16 protein-coding genes are annotated in these 15185 nt (G+C 48.1%); 6 read left to right on the forward strand and 10 right to left on the reverse strand.

The features are described from left to right. Positions 1–214 precede the first annotated feature (214 nt). From CLC91_RS08690 to CLC91_RS08710, 5 genes are all read left to right on the forward strand, one after another. Positions 215–532 carry a ComEA family DNA-binding protein gene (locus CLC91_RS08690; protein WP_198950914.1) on the forward strand — a complete coding sequence of 106 codons (318 nt, stop codon included), beginning with the start codon at positions 215–217 and terminating at the stop codon, positions 530–532. A gap of 142 nt (positions 533–674) precedes the next feature. Beyond that, positions 675–1574 (forward strand): UTP--glucose-1-phosphate uridylyltransferase GalU, encoded by a 900-nt coding sequence (gene galU / locus CLC91_RS08695; RefSeq protein WP_095500272.1) that lies wholly within the window; start codon positions 675–677, stop codon positions 1572–1574. 13 nt (positions 1575–1587) lie between these two features. Continuing rightward, a complete protein-coding gene (galE, locus tag CLC91_RS08700; protein ID WP_095498535.1) occupies positions 1588–2601 on the forward strand; it encodes a UDP-glucose 4-epimerase GalE in 1014 nt (337 codons plus the stop codon). A 1-nt stretch (position 2602) separates the two neighbouring features. After that, on the forward strand, positions 2603–3115 hold the full coding sequence (gene napF / locus CLC91_RS08705; RefSeq protein WP_095498536.1) for a ferredoxin-type protein NapF: 513 nt from the start codon (positions 2603–2605) through the stop codon (positions 3113–3115). Between the two features lie 53 nt (positions 3116–3168). After that, positions 3169–3570, forward strand: a complete 402-nt coding sequence (locus tag CLC91_RS08710) for a bactofilin family protein (RefSeq protein ID WP_095498537.1) — start codon at positions 3169–3171, stop codon at positions 3568–3570. A 56-nt stretch (positions 3571–3626) separates the two neighbouring features. Here CLC91_RS08710 and radA read toward each other — a convergent pair whose 3' ends face one another. Both radA and serB read right to left on the reverse strand, forming a co-directional pair. After that, positions 3627–4994 (reverse strand): DNA repair protein RadA, encoded by a 1368-nt coding sequence (gene radA / locus CLC91_RS08715; RefSeq protein WP_095498538.1) that lies wholly within the window; start codon positions 4992–4994, stop codon positions 3627–3629. Between the two features lie 16 nt (positions 4995–5010). Beyond that, positions 5011–5970 (reverse strand): phosphoserine phosphatase SerB, encoded by a 960-nt coding sequence (gene serB / locus CLC91_RS08720; protein WP_095498539.1) that lies wholly within the window; start codon positions 5968–5970, stop codon positions 5011–5013. Between the two features lie 56 nt (positions 5971–6026). Here serB and CLC91_RS08725 point away from each other — a divergent pair, with 56 nt between their 5' ends. Continuing rightward, on the forward strand, positions 6027–6620 hold the full coding sequence (locus CLC91_RS08725) for an AhpA/YtjB family protein (protein ID WP_179287550.1): 594 nt from the start codon (positions 6027–6029) through the stop codon (positions 6618–6620). A 43-nt stretch (positions 6621–6663) separates the two neighbouring features. Here CLC91_RS08725 and deoD read toward each other — a convergent pair whose 3' ends face one another. The 8 genes from deoD to prfC all read right to left on the reverse strand — a co-directional run bounded on the left by deoD (position 6664) and on the right by prfC (position 15046). Next, positions 6664–7374 (reverse strand): purine-nucleoside phosphorylase, encoded by a 711-nt coding sequence (gene deoD, locus CLC91_RS08730; protein WP_095498541.1) that lies wholly within the window; start codon positions 7372–7374, stop codon positions 6664–6666. A gap of 14 nt (positions 7375–7388) precedes the next feature. Continuing rightward, a complete protein-coding gene (locus CLC91_RS08735) occupies positions 7389–8606 on the reverse strand; it encodes a phosphopentomutase (RefSeq protein WP_095498542.1) in 1218 nt (405 codons plus the stop codon). Positions 8607–8641: 35 nt separating this feature from the next. Then, entirely contained in the window at positions 8642–9964 is a 1323-nt protein-coding gene (gene deoA / locus CLC91_RS08740; protein ID WP_095498543.1) for a thymidine phosphorylase, read from the reverse strand. Between the two features lies 1 nt (position 9965). After that, a complete protein-coding gene (gene deoC, locus CLC91_RS08745) occupies positions 9966–10736 on the reverse strand; it encodes a deoxyribose-phosphate aldolase (protein ID WP_095498544.1) in 771 nt (256 codons plus the stop codon). Between the two features lie 377 nt (positions 10737–11113). Next, positions 11114–12364 (reverse strand): NupC/NupG family nucleoside CNT transporter, encoded by a 1251-nt coding sequence (locus CLC91_RS08750; protein ID WP_095498545.1) that lies wholly within the window; start codon positions 12362–12364, stop codon positions 11114–11116. 120 nt (positions 12365–12484) lie between these two features. After that, positions 12485–13291, reverse strand: coding sequence for a TatD family hydrolase (locus CLC91_RS08755; RefSeq protein ID WP_158220719.1), 807 nt, complete (start codon positions 13289–13291; stop codon positions 12485–12487). Then, complete coding sequence (locus tag CLC91_RS14970) at positions 13284–13433, reverse strand: DUF5363 family protein (protein ID WP_095498547.1); 150 nt, start codon at positions 13431–13433, stop codon at positions 13284–13286. Before CLC91_RS14970 ends, CLC91_RS08755 begins: the two co-directional genes overlap by 8 nt. Positions 13434–13456: 23 nt before the next feature. After that, complete coding sequence (gene prfC / locus CLC91_RS08765) at positions 13457–15046, reverse strand: peptide chain release factor 3 (protein ID WP_095498548.1); 1590 nt, start codon at positions 15044–15046, stop codon at positions 13457–13459. Between the last annotated feature and the right edge of the window lie 139 nt (positions 15047–15185).

The following is a 15185-nucleotide window of genomic DNA, read 5'->3' on the forward strand; positions in this document are numbered from 1 at the left end:
GGCCACCATCGTAAGCCGTCTCGATTGAGACGGGGGCATTATGAGCGATGGCTCAGGCATTATCAAGGGAAATGCAAACAATCTTGCGCTTCTGCTGCAAGAATGGTCAACCCGCGCATAGGTACACTAAAGAATCACCCAAAGGAGCGATAGCCAACCGACAGCAGTGGTACTAAATTTGATTGCGCTAACTCACTGCAAAAGGAAATGCATTATGTTTATACAATCACTCTTAATAGCCACAGCTTTGCTTACATTGAGCTTATCAGCGCTTGCTAACCCCAGCCAGCCATCGCCGGTGTCGCCCTCTCAATCCCAGTCTCAGTCTGAAACAGAGGCTAAGGTCAACATTAATCAAGCCGATGCCAACACCTTGGCAAACCGTTTGTCCGGTATTGGCTTATCTAAAGCGCAAGCCATCGTTGCTTATCGACAACAACACGGTAATTTTAAGCACCCTCAAGAGTTGGTGTTAGTCAAAGGTATAGGAATGTCTATTCTGGAGAAAAACAAACATTTAATTGAACTATGAGGCGGTACCCAGGTTCAGCAGCAACGCGTAATCGCTGCGTTGCTGCTTTATAAGCAAGTTTCACTAAACTATTGGCATTGTTTTCGATACAATTGAACTTTGAAAAATTGTCTCAGCAAACCTCAAACGAGAAAGAACAACGATGCCAAATCAAGCCATTCGCAAAGCCGTCATCCCCGTCGCCGGATTAGGCACTCGCATGTTACCTGCCACCAAAGCCATTCCCAAAGAAATGCTGCCGGTTGTTGATAAGCCTTTAATTCAGTATGTGGTTCAAGAAGCTATCTCAGCGGGTATTAAAGAAATTGTGCTGGTGACCCATGCATCTAAAAACTCCATTGAGAACCATTTCGACACCAGTTTTGAGCTTGAGGCTCAATTAGAACGTCGAGTTAAGCGACAATTGCTAGAAGCGGTTCAGGCCATTTGCCCTAAAGACGTGACCATAATATCGGTTCGTCAATCTCATGCTAAAGGTCTAGGCCACGCAATTTTGTGTGCCAAATCTGTGGTGGGCGACAACCCCTTTGCGGTGATGCTGCCCGACGTACTGATCGATGAACATCAAAGTGATTTGCGCAAAGACAACCTAGCCGAAATGGTTGCTAAGTTTGACCAAACACAAGCGTCGCAAATCATGGTTGAAGGAGTGCCACAGGACAAAGTGCACCTCTATGGCATTGCCGATATTGGTGATGCCAGTATTAATGCCGGAGAATTTGCCAAGATCAATCGTATGGTTGAAAAACCAGCGTTAGAAGAAGCACCGTCAAACCTGGCAGTGGTAGGACGCTACGTTCTGTCAAACGCCATTTGGAGCTTACTCGAACGAACCCCAGTTGGTGCAGGCGATGAAATCCAATTGACGGATGCCATCGACATGCTCATCGAACAGCAGGAAGTCGACGCTTATTATATGAAAGGCGGCAGCCACGATTGTGGCAGTAAATTTGGTTATGTCCGCGCCAATATAGAATACGCGCTACGCCACAGTGAAACAGGCGAACGCACCCAAGACTTAATCAATCAGCTAGCAAAGTAAAAAGGAAGATATTGTGGCCATATTGGTAACCGGCGGAGCAGGCTATATAGGCTCCCACACTCTGGTAGAACTGTTAAATAGTGACCAACCCGTAGTGGTCATCGACAACCTATGCAACTCTAGCCCAGAAGCGCTTAAGCGAGTGGCTGCCATAACGGGCAAAAACGTCAACTTTTACCAAGGCGACGTTAACGACAGAGGCTTGTTAGATAAAATTTTTGCCGAGCATAGCATTGAGTCGGTCATCCACTTCGCTGGATTAAAAGCCGTAGGTGAATCGGTATCGCAGCCGTTACGTTATTACCAAAATAACGTTTCAGGCACACTGGTTCTGTGCCAAGCCATGGCCGCAGCGGGTTGCTTTAATCTTGTATTCAGCTCCTCGGCAACGGTTTACGGTGATCCGCAAGAACTGCCGTTAACCGAGCAATCGCCCACCGGCGCGACCAATCCTTACGGTCAGTCTAAACTCATGGTTGAACTGATGCTAAAAGATTTAGCGAAATCAGAGTCTCGTTGGAACATTGCCTTGCTACGCTATTTCAACCCAGTAGGCGCCCATCATTCCGGTCAAATTGGCGAAGATCCCAATGATATTCCAAACAACTTAATGCCGTTTATCTCGCAAGTGGCCGTAGGCAAACTGTCGCAATTAAGCGTATTTGGTAACGACTACGATACGCCTGACGGTACTGGCGTTCGAGATTACATCCACGTTGTCGATTTAGCCATTGGCCATCTGAAAGCCTTAGCCAAGCTGAATCAAAACCCAGGTTTGGTAACCTATAATCTAGGTACGGGGCAAGGCTACTCCGTTCTGGAAATGGTTGCAGCCTTTGAAAACGCATCGCAACGGCCGGTACCTTATCAAGTGGTAGCGCGGCGCCCCGGAGACATCGCCGCTTGTTATGCTCAAGTAAGTTTGGCAGAGCAGGAATTGGGCTGGCGCGCACAAAAAACACTCGAGGACATGACCGCCGACAGTTGGCGCTGGCAGTCACAAAATCCACAGGGATACCAGGACTAGCATGAGCCCCTTGCCCGACTTGTCTCGACGAAGGCTGCTAAGCCGAGACCAAGCGTTACCGGTTCGGCTGCCTTGGTTGCAATCGGAGCAAGCCTTCATCGATGCCTGCACCCGTTGTGGTGACTGCATCGATGCCTGCCCTAATGACCTCATAAAAAAAGGTCGCGGTGGCTTTGTTGAGGTGTCTTTTAGCAATAACGAGTGCACCTTTTGTAAAGCTTGTGTCGAGGTTTGCACGGTAGATATGTTTACCGATTTTGAACAAAGCCCTTGGCCTTATTACGCACAAATCAGCGAATCTTGCCTGACTTACAGTCAGGTGGTTTGTCAAAGTTGCAAAGACGCCTGTGACCCTCGAGCAATAACAATTAAACCCGTTATTGGACGTATTGCGACCCCATCCATCGATGTTAATAGTTGCACCAGCTGTGGTGCCTGCATCAGTGTTTGCCCAAGTGACGCAATTGCGATCCAAACGAAACTTCCAAACTCTAGTGATGGCAATTCTCAATAGAGTCGGGTTATCATCGTTGCGCTGATTACAATTAGAACGAACAAGAGAACAACATGTTTAGTAAAAAGAAACCGGGTCAACTGACGTATTTAGCGCCAGGTTGTGAACTGCAAGGACAGCTTCATTTCGATGGCAACACCCTCGTTGGCGGTCAAGTAAGCGGTCAAGTACATTCTCAAGCTGATATTGAAGTGGAGAAGTCCGGTGAGCTAACCGGTCAGATTCAATGTAAAGCGTTAAAAATATCAGGAAAAGTAGAAGGATCTGTTCACTGCCAACAGTTAATCATCGATCAAACTGGAACCTTAGACGGTGAAGTATACTGTGAAACCATTGAAATTTTTCAAGGCGGACAGTTCATTGGACACCGTCTAAAGCAGCAACCCGATTGGGTTAAATCGGCAAGCCAAGACGAAATCTTGGAATTGCATCACGAACCGGCTGAGGCGGTATAACCCACTCATTGCCCTCGTAATTAAGCCCGCATTTTCGCGGGCTTTTTGTTGTCGAATTACAGCGCTTCTAAGGCCTGATTTAAGTTGGTCACAGGAATGATCTCCATTCCTGAAATCGCTTTTTTAGGAACATTGGCTTTAGGAACAATGGCCCGCTTAAAACCGTGTTTAGCGGCTTCTATCAAGCGTTCTTGACCATTGCTTACCGGACGGATTTCCCCAGACAGTCCCACTTCCCCAAATGCCACTAAATCACTTTGCAGCACCTGATCACGAAAACTCGAAACCATTGCCAGCAGCAAGGCTAAGTCAGCGCCGGTTTCAGCAACTCTGACACCGCCAACCACATTAGCAAACACATCTTGATCCGACATCATTAGACCGCCATGACGATGCAATACCGCCAGTAGTAAATTCATGCGGTTTGAATCCAACCCCACCGCAACCCGTCGAGGGTTTGCCAAAGGCGAGTGATCCACCAAGGCTTGCAGTTCCACCAATAATGGTCGAGTACCTTCCCACAGCACCATAACCACAGTACCAGCGGCTTGTTCAGTTGCTCGTGATAAAAAGATTGCCGACGGGTTAGCCACTTCCTTAAGACCGGTTTCCGTCATCGCAAATACCCCCAGCTCATTGACAGCGCCAAAGCGGTTTTTATGACTGCGTAAGGTTCTAAAACGATTGTCTGCGTCTCCATCAAGTAGGATTGAACAATCAATGCAATGTTCCAAGACTTTAGGGCCTGCCAACGAGCCGTCTTTGGTAACATGGCCGACTAAGATTACGGCGATATTATTTTGCTTCGCAAATCGAGTTAAAAAGGCGGCAGATTCTCGAACTTGGGGAACGCTTCCCGGAGCGGATTGTATATCCGCCATGTGCATTACTTGTATCGAGTCAATCACCATTAATTTGGGCCGCTCTTTAGTGGCAATATCGATAATACGCTCAACACTGGTTTCTGAAAGCATTTTCAGTTTAGAGGTGGGCAGGTTCAGTCGGTGCGCGCGCATAGCAACTTGCTGCAAGGACTCCTCACCGGTCACATACAAAGCGCCCATGGTTTCCGCCAGTGTGCATAAGGTTTGCAGCAACAAAGTGGATTTGCCGGCCCCTGGACTTCCCCCTATCAAGATGGCGGAGCCTGGCACTATACCTCCGCCAAGCACTCGGTCCAGCTCACTAAAGCCAGAAGCGATTCGCGGTAACTCCGCCAAATCAATTTGATCTAAGGTTTTAACTTCGTTGTCGCCGCTGCCGGCATAGCCACCAAATTGCGCGCCTCTGCCCGGAGTGGAAACGCTACCAAGCCTTACCTCTGAAACCGTATTCCACTCTCCACAAGCGTTGCACTGTCCTTGCCAGCGCGGAAAATCTGCTCCACATTCGGTACAAACAAAAGCCGTTTGTTTTTTTGCCATGTTCTTATGTTGTCCTTTACGGTTCCAATATCAAGGCTAAGCTGTCTAAGCCAAGTTTATCGACACACGCATTAGCGGCGTTCTTTAACGCCGGCTTAGCATGGTAAGCAATTCCTAATGCCGCGTAGTTAATCATGTTAATGTCGTTGGCTCCGTCGCCAATCGCCACGGTTTGAGAAGCGGGGATGCCCCATTCATTGGCTAAAAATGCTAACCGCTGTGCCTTGTATTCACTGTCTACTATGGTGCCTGACACGGTGCCTATAATTTTTCCATCGGCGATATCTAACTGATTAGCCATGGCGTCATCTAAGCCAACCTGCTGCATTAACTGCTCAACGAACGGCATAAAACCTCCAGACACAACCGCTAATTTCCAGCCATGTAGCTGCAAACGCGCGACCATAGCCTCAATACCAGGCATCAGTGGTAATTGCTGGCACAATTGAGCGATAAAACCGGCATCGCTATTAGCCAATTTGGCCACCCGTGCTCGCAAGCTTTGCTCAAAATCAAGCTCACCGCGCATGGCGCTGGCGGTGACCTCTGCCACCGACGCTCCGACTCCAGCCAAGGCCGCCAATTCATCAATGCACTCAATCGTGATGGCGGTGGAGTCCATATCCATTAATAACAAACCCGGCTTACTCAAGCTCGGAAACGACCCATTCCAAGCCAGCAATTCCACCGCTAGCGTGCTTTGCGTAAACACGGTGCGATCCAATTGACAGTGCTGGTCAACCGCCACAAGACGCCAACCACAGCAATCTCCACATGGCGTTAACTCAGATAACATCCAGCTACCGGATAGCCCCTGCTCTAGCAAGCCTTGTAATTCCGCAGTAGTCACTTTGCTGTGAGTTAATAGCCGCCAGTGAGGCGTTGTTAGGTCATCCGCTTCCGTATGGGTCAAGGAAAGGTTATCAGTGCTAAGAAAAGAGTACATAAGGGCGCTTGTGTCTCTGTTGTTTGTCATTATTTTTCTCTATTATAGGGATTGCTCGATTAAAAAACAGAGAATGAAGCAAGCCTGTGATATCAATTATTCACCGAACCACGTTCCATAGAATTTTCCAGTTAGTCCTAGTGGGCCTTATGTGCATTGGGTTAACTAAATTGTGGCAACAAAGTGTGGCACAAGGTCATCAATTGCTGAGCCAACAAGCTGAAGAAATGTCGCGACTTCACATTCAGCAAAATGCCCTATCTTTGTCGTCTGCGTTGGCGTTAGAAGACTATTTGCAAGTGGAGCTGCAAAGCCAAGCCATGATGCAAAGCCCTGGGGTTTTAGCCATCACCGTATTTAATAAAGCGGGAAAGCAAGTTGCTTTTGAGCATCGCTTTGATCTTCCGCAAATCTCTGATGAATATCAATTACAGCAACTGCTGCAACAACAGCTGGAACAACACGTCCCTTTTATTGAGCCGGTGCGCCACATCAATGATGGCGATGTGGGTTATGTTCGCATGCGCATTGACGCAAACCATTACAGCCAGCACCTAAACGCCGCCTACCAGGCTCAAACTCGGTTAATACCCTATGCATTAGTCATCGCGGCCTTAATCGGGTTCGTGTTAGCGCGAATGCTGAGTTTCAAACGATTTAAAGCACAATTAAAGAACTAAAAAAGGCGACCGTTGGGTCGCCTTTTTTAACTGAGCTGCTGCGTTATAACTTAGTCACAGCGTCTAAGGTAATTTCTATCATGTCGTTAAAGGTATTCTGACGCTCTTCTGCGGTGGTTTCCTCACCGGTACGAATGTGATCAGAAACAGTAACAACAGTCAGCGCATTAGCGCCGTATTCCGCAGCAACGCCGTACAAACCAGCGGCTTCCATTTCAACCCCAAGCACACCCATTTTTTCCATAACATCAAACATTTCAGGGTTTGGCGTATAGAACAAATCGGCGGAATACAGGTTACCAATGCGCACGGGCAGATTGCTCGCTTCTGCCGAGTCAGCTACCGCTCGCAATAAGCCGTAATCGGCAATTGCGGCAAAGTCGTGTCCATTAAAACGGGTACGGTTAACAATGGAGTCGGTACAGGCACCCATCCCAATTAATACATCGCGTACTTTCACATCTAAGCTCACTGCGCCGCAGCTTCCTACGCGAATCAAGTTTTTAACACCGTATTCGGTTATTAGCTCCTTAGCGTAGATAGAACAAGACGGGATCCCCATTCCAGAGCCCATAACCGATACTCGAACCCCTTTATAGGTACCGGTAAAGCCCAACATGTTGCGAACATCCGTTACTTGCTCAACATTCTCTAAGAAGGTTTCAGCAATGAACTTAGCGCGCAACGGGTCGCCTGGGAACAAAACGGTTTCAGCAAAAGCGCCATCAACGGCGTTAATGTGTGGTGTTGCCATAATATCTATTTCCTTTAATCAATAAATGCGGTGCCGTATTGCATCGGCTCCAAATCAAAATGTTTAGCGATGGACTGTCCCATATCAGCAAAACTGTCGCGACGTCCTAGCGAGCCCGCTTTTAAACCGGCACCTGAGCAAATAACAGGCACGTGCTCACGAGTATGGTCGGTTCCCGGAAAGGTTGGATCGCAACCGTGATCCGCGGTAATAATCAGTAAATCGTCCTTACCAAGCAGCGCTAATATCTCCGGTAGACGGCTATCGAAGTACTCTAAAGCCGCCGCATAGCCTGCGACATCGCGGCGATGCCCGTAATGAGAGTCAAAGTCCACGAAATTAGTGAAGACAATGCTGCGATCGCCCGCTTGTTTAACTTGCTCTATGGTGGTGTCAACCAAGGCTTCTAAACCATTGGCTTTGACCGCTTTAGTAATGCCACAGTGAGCATAAATGTCAGATATTTTACCAACACTAATTACCTCTCCACCGGCGGCTTTAAGCTTATCCAACACCGTAGGTGCAGGAGGCTCAATGGCCAAATCTTTACGATTGCCAGTGCGCGCAAAGTCACTCTTATCATTACCGATAAAAGGTCGCGCAATGACCCGGCCAATGTTATAAGGCGCAAGCTCCTCTCGGGCAATAGCGCACAGCTCATACAGTCGCTCTAAACCAAAGGTTTGCTCATGGGCCGCTATCTGAAAAACTGAATCCGCGGACGTGTAAAAAATTGGCTGACCGGTTTTCATGTGCTCTTCACCGAGGGCTTCAAGAATCACGGTACCGGACGAGTGGCAGTTGCCTAAGAAGCCATCTAAGCCGGCTCTAGACAGTATTTTGTCGGTAAGCTCTTTGGGGAATGAGTTTTGCTTTTTCTCAAAGTAGCCCCATTCAAACAGCACCGGCACACCGGCCATTTCCCAGTGTCCGCTGGGGGTATCTTTACCAGAGCTCAACTCTTTTGCATGGCCATAGGCGCCGCTTGGCTCTAGCTCTTCGCTAAAACCAGCAGGCCAACTACCTGTGCTTTCATAGGCTGCGTTCGCCAAGCCTAGCTTTGCTAAGTTAGGCAGCTTTAAAGCACCTTGGCGCTGCTGATTGGCTTGGTCGTCAAAACACGCTTTCGCGATGCTGCCAAAGGTATTGGCACCGCTATCGCCAAACGCAGCGGCATCATCCGTTGCGCCAATTCCAAAGGAGTCCATCATTAAGATGATTGTTCGTTTCATAGTGTTTACCTTAATCTCCTAATGTCTATCTTGCATTAGCCTCGGATGGTATCCAAAACTTGCTGCTGTGCCGCGGGTGCATCCTCAACAATCTTAATAGCAGCGCGAATACGAGCTTGTGCCACATCAAAACTCTGTTCTGAGTTAGCGTGAATCACCGCCATAGGCGCCCCTTCCCATAAAACGTCGCCAATTCGGCAAAAATCACTGATGCCTACGCGATAGTCTAGCTTGTCTTTCGGGTGGCTACGACCGCCACCAAGGGCAACAACTGCCATCCCTAATGCTTTGGTGTCCATCGCTCCAACAATACCGAACTCGCTGGCCAATACCGGCCTGATAATAGGCGCTTCAGGTAAGTAACGATCGAGATTATCGATAAGATCGGCTGGGCCACCTAAGCCGTGAACCATTTTAGCGAAGTGCTCCGCTGCACGGCCTGATTCAATGCTCTCTTCAAGCATATCAATGGCCTGTGCGTCATCGTTGGCCAGTCCACCTAACTGCAAGAGCTCACTGCATAAAGCCATGGTCACTTCATCTAAGCGAGGGTTCCGATACTGATTGGTTAAGTAAGCCACCGCCTCTCGAACTTCCAAGGCATTACCAGCACAAGAAGCAAGCGGTTGATTCATGTCCGTGAGCAACGCTGAGGTGTTCGTGCCTGCACCATTAGCCACTGTTACAATAGACTCAGCAAGGTTAACCGATTCTTGATGAGTCGGCATAAACGCGCCACTGCCCACTTTAACATCCATCACCAACGACTGCAGACCCGCCGCCAGTTTCTTAGAGAGAATGGAGCTGGTGATCAACGCAATAGAGTCGACCGTGGCGGTCACATCACGAATGGCGTACAAACGTTTATCTGCGGGCGCTAAGTCGGCGGTTTGGCCAATGATAGCCACCCCACAATCTTTAACCACTTGCTCAAAACGCTCGCTACTGGGTTCGGTTTGATAGCCAGGAATGGCATCGAATTTATCGAGCGTTCCACCGGTATGCCCCAAACCGCGCCCGCTAATCATGGGCACGAAACCACCGCAAGCTGCAATCATTGGCCCCAGCATGAGACTGGTCACGTCGCCGACCCCGCCGGTACTGTGTTTATCCAGCACCGGGCCATCAAAGCCAAACGCGTCCCAGTTCATGGTGCGACCCGAGTCGCGCATGGCGCAGGTCAGCGCCACACGTTCGTCCATGGTCATGTCATTGAAATAGGTTGCCATAGCGAACGCCGCTATTTGCCCTTCCGTTAGAGTGTTATCGGCGATGCCATTAACGAAAAAACGTATTTCATCCGCCGATAACGGTTGCTTATTACGCTTTTTGGCAATGATCTCTTGAGCCAATAACATGTTAGTAGCCGCTAGTTGATGCTGGTGACTCACCTTCACCTAAGGTATGCAATAGGCTGGCAAGCAGGCTTGAAGCGCCAAAGCGGAAGTGGTTTTTATTAACCCAATCTTTGCCTAAAATAGACGCCGCTAAATCGAGATACTGTTTGGCTTGCTCAGCATCGCGCACCCCACCAGCAGGTTTAAATCCGAGTTTTGGATTTTTCTCGCTGATTACGGTCATCATGATTTCGGCCGCTTCAATGGTCGCGTTTACCGGTACTTTTCCGGTGGAGGTTTTAATGAAGTCGGCACCGGCATCGATGGCGATTTCTGAAGCTTGACGAATAAGCTCTGGGGTTTTTAATTCGCCAGTTTCAATAATGACTTTCAGCAACACATCACCGCAAGCTTGCTTACAGGCTTTGACCAGTTCGAAACCCACCTCAGCATTACCCGCCATAAGCGCGCGATAAGGGAAAACCACATCCACTTCGTCAGCGCCATAAGCTACCGCTGCGCGAGTTTCAGCAACCGCAATGTCAATATCATCATTACCGTGGGGGAAATTAGTAACCGTCGCAATTTGTACCTTTTGGGCACCCATGGCCGCTAGGGTTTTGCGAGCGATAGGAATAAAACGTGGATAAATACAGATCGCCGCTGTGTTACCTACGGCAGTCTTGGCTTTATGACACAAATCGATGACTTTTTGGTCGGTATCGTCATCGTTTAAAGTGGTCAGATCCATCATCTGCAGGGCGTCTAGCGCCGCTTGCTTAAGTTCAGTCATTGTGTTCTCCGGCTGACTTTAAAGAAAAATACGCACAGCAAAAAGGATAGCCTATTTATAAAGACCATCCGCTCACATTGGGACTTGATTCCGTGAAGACTGGAAAAGAAGGGACACGACCCTGATCCTTTCGCGAAAATTCCATTTTACCGCTAATCGGTTTGACCTCGAAGGCCAAGCCGCATGATAGCAAGACGCTAATAATTTTAACAGGTTAAAATAAAACCTATGTGTGATTTTGCGTCACAGCCGTATCTCTGTCGTATCGTTAATCAAGAAACGCTGGCGATAAAAGTTGCCCAATAAAAAAGGCAAAGCGAATGCGCTTTGCCTTTAACGAACGACAGACTTAACAGCGGTTAGTTAATGCCTGTTGATTACGCCGCCAACGATAGGAACAGGCCGGCGATGGTAGCACTCATTAAGTTAGCCAGTGAGCCCGCAATGACCGCTCGAATACCAAAGCGAGCTAAATCATGACGGCGACTCGGCGCCATTTGTCCCAGACCACCCAGTAGAATGGCGATTGAAGACAAGTTAGCGAATCCACACAAGGCGAAAGAAATAATGGCTTTGGTGTGCTCAGTCATCACTTGCCCAGTTGCCTCAACAATCGCGCCATCAAGGTACATTTTGAAGTTTGAGTAGGCCACGAATTCGTTAACAATGATTTTCTGGCCAATAAAGGAGCCTGCAACCGTTGCTTCGTTCCACGGCACACCAATTAAGAATGCCAGTGGCGCGAATACGTAACCGAAAATCAGCTCTAAGGATAAGTTTTCATAGCCAAACCAAGCACCGATACCGCCTAACATGCCGTTGATTAGCGCTATCAAACCAATAAACGCCAGTAACATGGCTCCCACGTTTAATGCCAAATGCAAACCTGCAGAAGCACCGGTTGCGGCGGCATCCAAAATGTTTGCTGGCTTATCTTCTTCAACATCGTCGGTATCTAGAATCGTGGCTGGCTGTTCGGTTTCAGGCTGCATGATTTTAGCCATCAATAATCCGCCAGGCGCCGCCATAAAGCTCGCCGCAATCAAGTACTCAAGCTTCACGCCTAAGCCCGCGTAACCTGCCAATACAGAGCCTGCTACCGAAGCTAAGCCCCCCACCATAATGGCGAACAGTTCTGACTGAGTCATGTTGGCAATATAAGGACGAACCACCATAGGCGCTTCTGTTTGCCCCACAAAAATGTTCGCAGTTGCGGATAGCGATTCGGTGCGACTTGTTCCCAAAGCACGTTGTAAACCACCACCAATGATCTTAATGATCCACTGCATCACGCCAATGTAATACAGCACCGCAATCAAGCTAGAGAAAAAGATAATTACAGGTAACACATTAATGGCGAAGATAAATCCGACCTTAAATTGGGCCAAATCACCAAACAAGAAACCGATACCATCATTAGCGTACGTAATGACCTTATAGACCGCCTGGGATACTGAATACAGCAGGTCTTTACCGAAAGGTACGTACAAAACAAAAGCACCTAAGGCCAACTGAATAGCAAAAGCACCACCGACCGTGCGCTTATTAATTGCTTTGCGATCGGACGACATTAATACGGCGATACCAAGCAGCACAGCCATGCCAACAATACTCATGATGATAGTCATGCATTTAACCTTTTTAAATTTAACCCGCAGCACGCGACCGCGTATTTACAAAATTGCGATGGATTATACCCAACCAAATGTTAAAAAACTGAGCAGATTGTCAATTTGGCTACAAGATCACTAAATTAGTCGGGCAAATAACAGTTCAGCGTTACAATTACTCTGTTTAATAACATCCGTTATAGGGCATTGTTTAAGGTCAGCGACACGCTGTGCCACGGCCCATTGAGCTTTATACCAAGGAATGTTCAACTCGCCTTTTACGGCTCGCGGCTCATCGGTTTCCAACACAAGCCTTGATAGCGGTATATCTTGCACCACCCGCTCAAGCTTATTATTTCCCGAGCGTAACAGCATAGTGCCAATTCCAAGATAAGACTGTGTTGATAATGATAGATATTGTTCCGCCAACTGCAGCGAACCGTAGAAGCCGTGAATCACCCAAGGTACCGACAAGGATTTAAGTTGAGACTGAAGTTGTGCATGGGCTTTCACACAATGAAGCACCACCGCTAAACGGCTCTCTTGTGCGGCTAGTAGTTGCTGCTCTAACACAGGTAACTGTTCAGAAAGAGCGATCTTGCGGGTGCCATCAAGCCCACATTCGCCCACGGCACGGCACAGCTTGTCTTGACTGTGTTCGTCGAGCCAGTGTCTAAACGCCAGCATCTGAGACTGGCGCTTTTTAGGAGCAACATCTAACCACCATGGGTGAAGGCCAACGCTGTAACAGCAATTTAGCCTAGCCGCTAACGCAGCAGCAATTGGCCATTGCTCGGGCGCAACCCCAGGAATTAACAGCATAGAAGACGAGTGATCATGCTGAGCACTGTGGTAATCGCAGCGCTCGCGATAGGCCGCCACCGCTGCGTCCAAATTGACTGGAGAGTTTGCTAGAAAATCAAGATGACAGTGACTATCAAACACGGTCACTCGTCGACTTATCAGAGCGACGCTTTAGCGGTGGATCTTGTAAGTTAGGCATGCAGCAACGTTTCGCCTCTCGCGTTAATCCCATATTGTCACACCAGCGAATGTAGGCTCGCCATGCTTTCTTGATTGGATTCATTGCTGCTCCTCTAGTGAGCTTGGTTAATGCTCACGCGTTTTGAAAAACTCAACGTCTGGATAGCGCTCTATGGCCAAATTCAAGTTAACCATGGTTGGCGCAATATAGCTCAAGTTATCCCCACCATCGAGCGCTAGGTTAGCATTCGCTTTACGCTCAAATTCCTGTAACTTTTTAGGATCATCACAAGATACCCAGCGGGCGGTTGCTACGCTAATAGGCTCGTAAATGGCTTCTACTTTATACTCAGATTTAAGCCGTTGCACCACCACATCAAACTGCAGCACACCCACAGCGCCAACAATCAAGTCATTGTTAATGAGTGGCCTAAAGACTTGCACCGCACCTTCTTCCGAAAGTTGAATTAAGCCTTTTAGTAATTGTTTTTGCTTCAATGGATCTTTTAATCGAATCCGACGGAACATTTCAGGGGCAAAGTTTGGAATGCCACCAAATTTAAAGCTGTCACCTTGAGTAAAGGTATCGCCAATTTGAATGCTGCCGTGGTTATGTAAACCGATAATATCACCCGGATAAGCTTCTTCCACATGCTCACGGTCGCCGGCAACAAAGGTGAGCGCATCAGAAATTCGGACATCTTTACCAGTACGAACCTGACGCATTTTCATGCCTTTTTCATACTTTCCAGAAACGATGCGCAAAAACGCAACTCGGTCACGGTGCTTTGGATCCATATTAGCCTGGATCTTAAACACAAACCCTGAGAACTTCTCTTCTTGAGCCATCACGTCGCGCTCTTCTGTGGCTCGAGGCTGGGGCTTAGGCGCCCATTCTGTTAGACCTTCTAACATGTGGTCAACGCCAAAGTTACCAAGGGCAGTACCAAAGTACACAGGCGTTAACTCACCCGCTAAAAACGCCTCTTGCTCAAATTCGTGGGATGCACCCACCACCAGCTCCAACTCTTCTCGCAACAGCTCCGCCAGCTCATCACCAATTTGCGCATCGAGCTCTGGGTTATCCAGCCCTTTGACGGTACGCACTTCTTGAATGGTATGTCCTTGGCCGGTGGAATAAAGAATGGTTTCGTCGCGCAACAAGTGGTACACGCCTTTAAACTCTTTGCCGCAACCAATAGGCCAAGTAATCGGCGCACAAGCAATGTTTAGCTCACTTTCTACTTCGTCAAGCAACTCCATTGGATCGCGAATGTCCCGATCGAGCTTATTCATAAAGGTAACAATTGGGGTGTCGCGCAGACGGGTAACTTCCATCAACTTACGGGTGCGATCTTCCACACCTTTAGCAGCATCAATCACCATTAGACAACTGTCTACGGCGGTTAAGGTACGATAAGTATCTTCCGAGAAATCTTCGTGACCTGGGGTATCCAGTAAGTTCACTAAGCATCCAGCAAAGGGAAACTGCATCACAGAGGTGGTAATGGAGATACCACGATCCTTCTCCATTTCCATCCAATCCGACTTAGCATGCTGACCTGAACCACGACCTTTAACCGTACCAGCGCTTTGGATGGCTTGGCCAAACAACAACACTTTTTCAGTAATCGTGGTTTTACCCGCATCCGGGTGAGAGATGATAGCAAAGGTCCTTCGCTTATTGATTTCATTAAGAAAATCTTGGTTTGCCATGTATAAATTCTTTTAGTTTGTACACGGATTTGTACACACTTTTGGAAGTACTCTCTTTTCAGTTCTTCGCTTGTCAAATCCGTCGTGTTAATCGTAATTGGCCGCTATTTTCGCTGATCTTGACTTTATAAACAATCAA

The sequence above is a fragment of the Paraferrimonas haliotis genome (genome assembly GCF_002282895.1).
In the GTDB taxonomy this organism is placed as follows: Bacteria; Pseudomonadota; Gammaproteobacteria; order Enterobacterales; family Shewanellaceae; genus Paraferrimonas; species Paraferrimonas haliotis.

Excerpts from the sequence above, each read along its gene's own strand:
- CLC91_RS08690 (WP_198950914.1), top strand. The coding sequence starts at position 215 with ATGTTTATACAATCACTCTTAATAGCCACAGCTTTGCTTACATTGAGC.
- galU (WP_095500272.1), top strand. The coding sequence starts at position 675 with ATGCCAAATCAAGCCATTCGCAAAGCCGTCATCCCCGTCGCCGGATTA.
- napF (WP_095498536.1), top strand. The coding sequence starts at position 2,603 with ATGAGCCCCTTGCCCGACTTGTCTCGACGAAGGCTGCTAAGCCGAGAC.
- CLC91_RS08710 (WP_095498537.1), top strand. The coding sequence starts at position 3,169 with ATGTTTAGTAAAAAGAAACCGGGTCAACTGACGTATTTAGCGCCAGGT.
- radA (WP_095498538.1), bottom strand. The coding sequence starts at position 4,994 with ATGGCAAAAAAACAAACGGCTTTTGTTTGTACCGAATGTGGAGCAGAT.
- serB (WP_095498539.1), bottom strand. The coding sequence starts at position 5,970 with ATGACAAACAACAGAGACACAAGCGCCCTTATGTACTCTTTTCTTAGC.
- deoD (WP_095498541.1), bottom strand. The coding sequence starts at position 7,374 with ATGGCAACACCACACATTAACGCCGTTGATGGCGCTTTTGCTGAAACC.
- CLC91_RS08735 (WP_095498542.1), bottom strand. The coding sequence starts at position 8,606 with ATGAAACGAACAATCATCTTAATGATGGACTCCTTTGGAATTGGCGCA.
- deoA (WP_095498543.1), bottom strand. The coding sequence starts at position 9,964 with ATGTTATTGGCTCAAGAGATCATTGCCAAAAAGCGTAATAAGCAACCG.
- deoC (WP_095498544.1), bottom strand. The coding sequence starts at position 10,736 with ATGACTGAACTTAAGCAAGCGGCGCTAGACGCCCTGCAGATGATGGAT.
- CLC91_RS08750 (WP_095498545.1), bottom strand. The coding sequence starts at position 12,364 with ATGACTATCATCATGAGTATTGTTGGCATGGCTGTGCTGCTTGGTATC.
- CLC91_RS14970 (WP_095498547.1), bottom strand. The coding sequence starts at position 13,433 with ATGAATCCAATCAAGAAAGCATGGCGAGCCTACATTCGCTGGTGTGAC.
- prfC (WP_095498548.1), bottom strand. The coding sequence starts at position 15,046 with ATGGCAAACCAAGATTTTCTTAATGAAATCAATAAGCGAAGGACCTTT.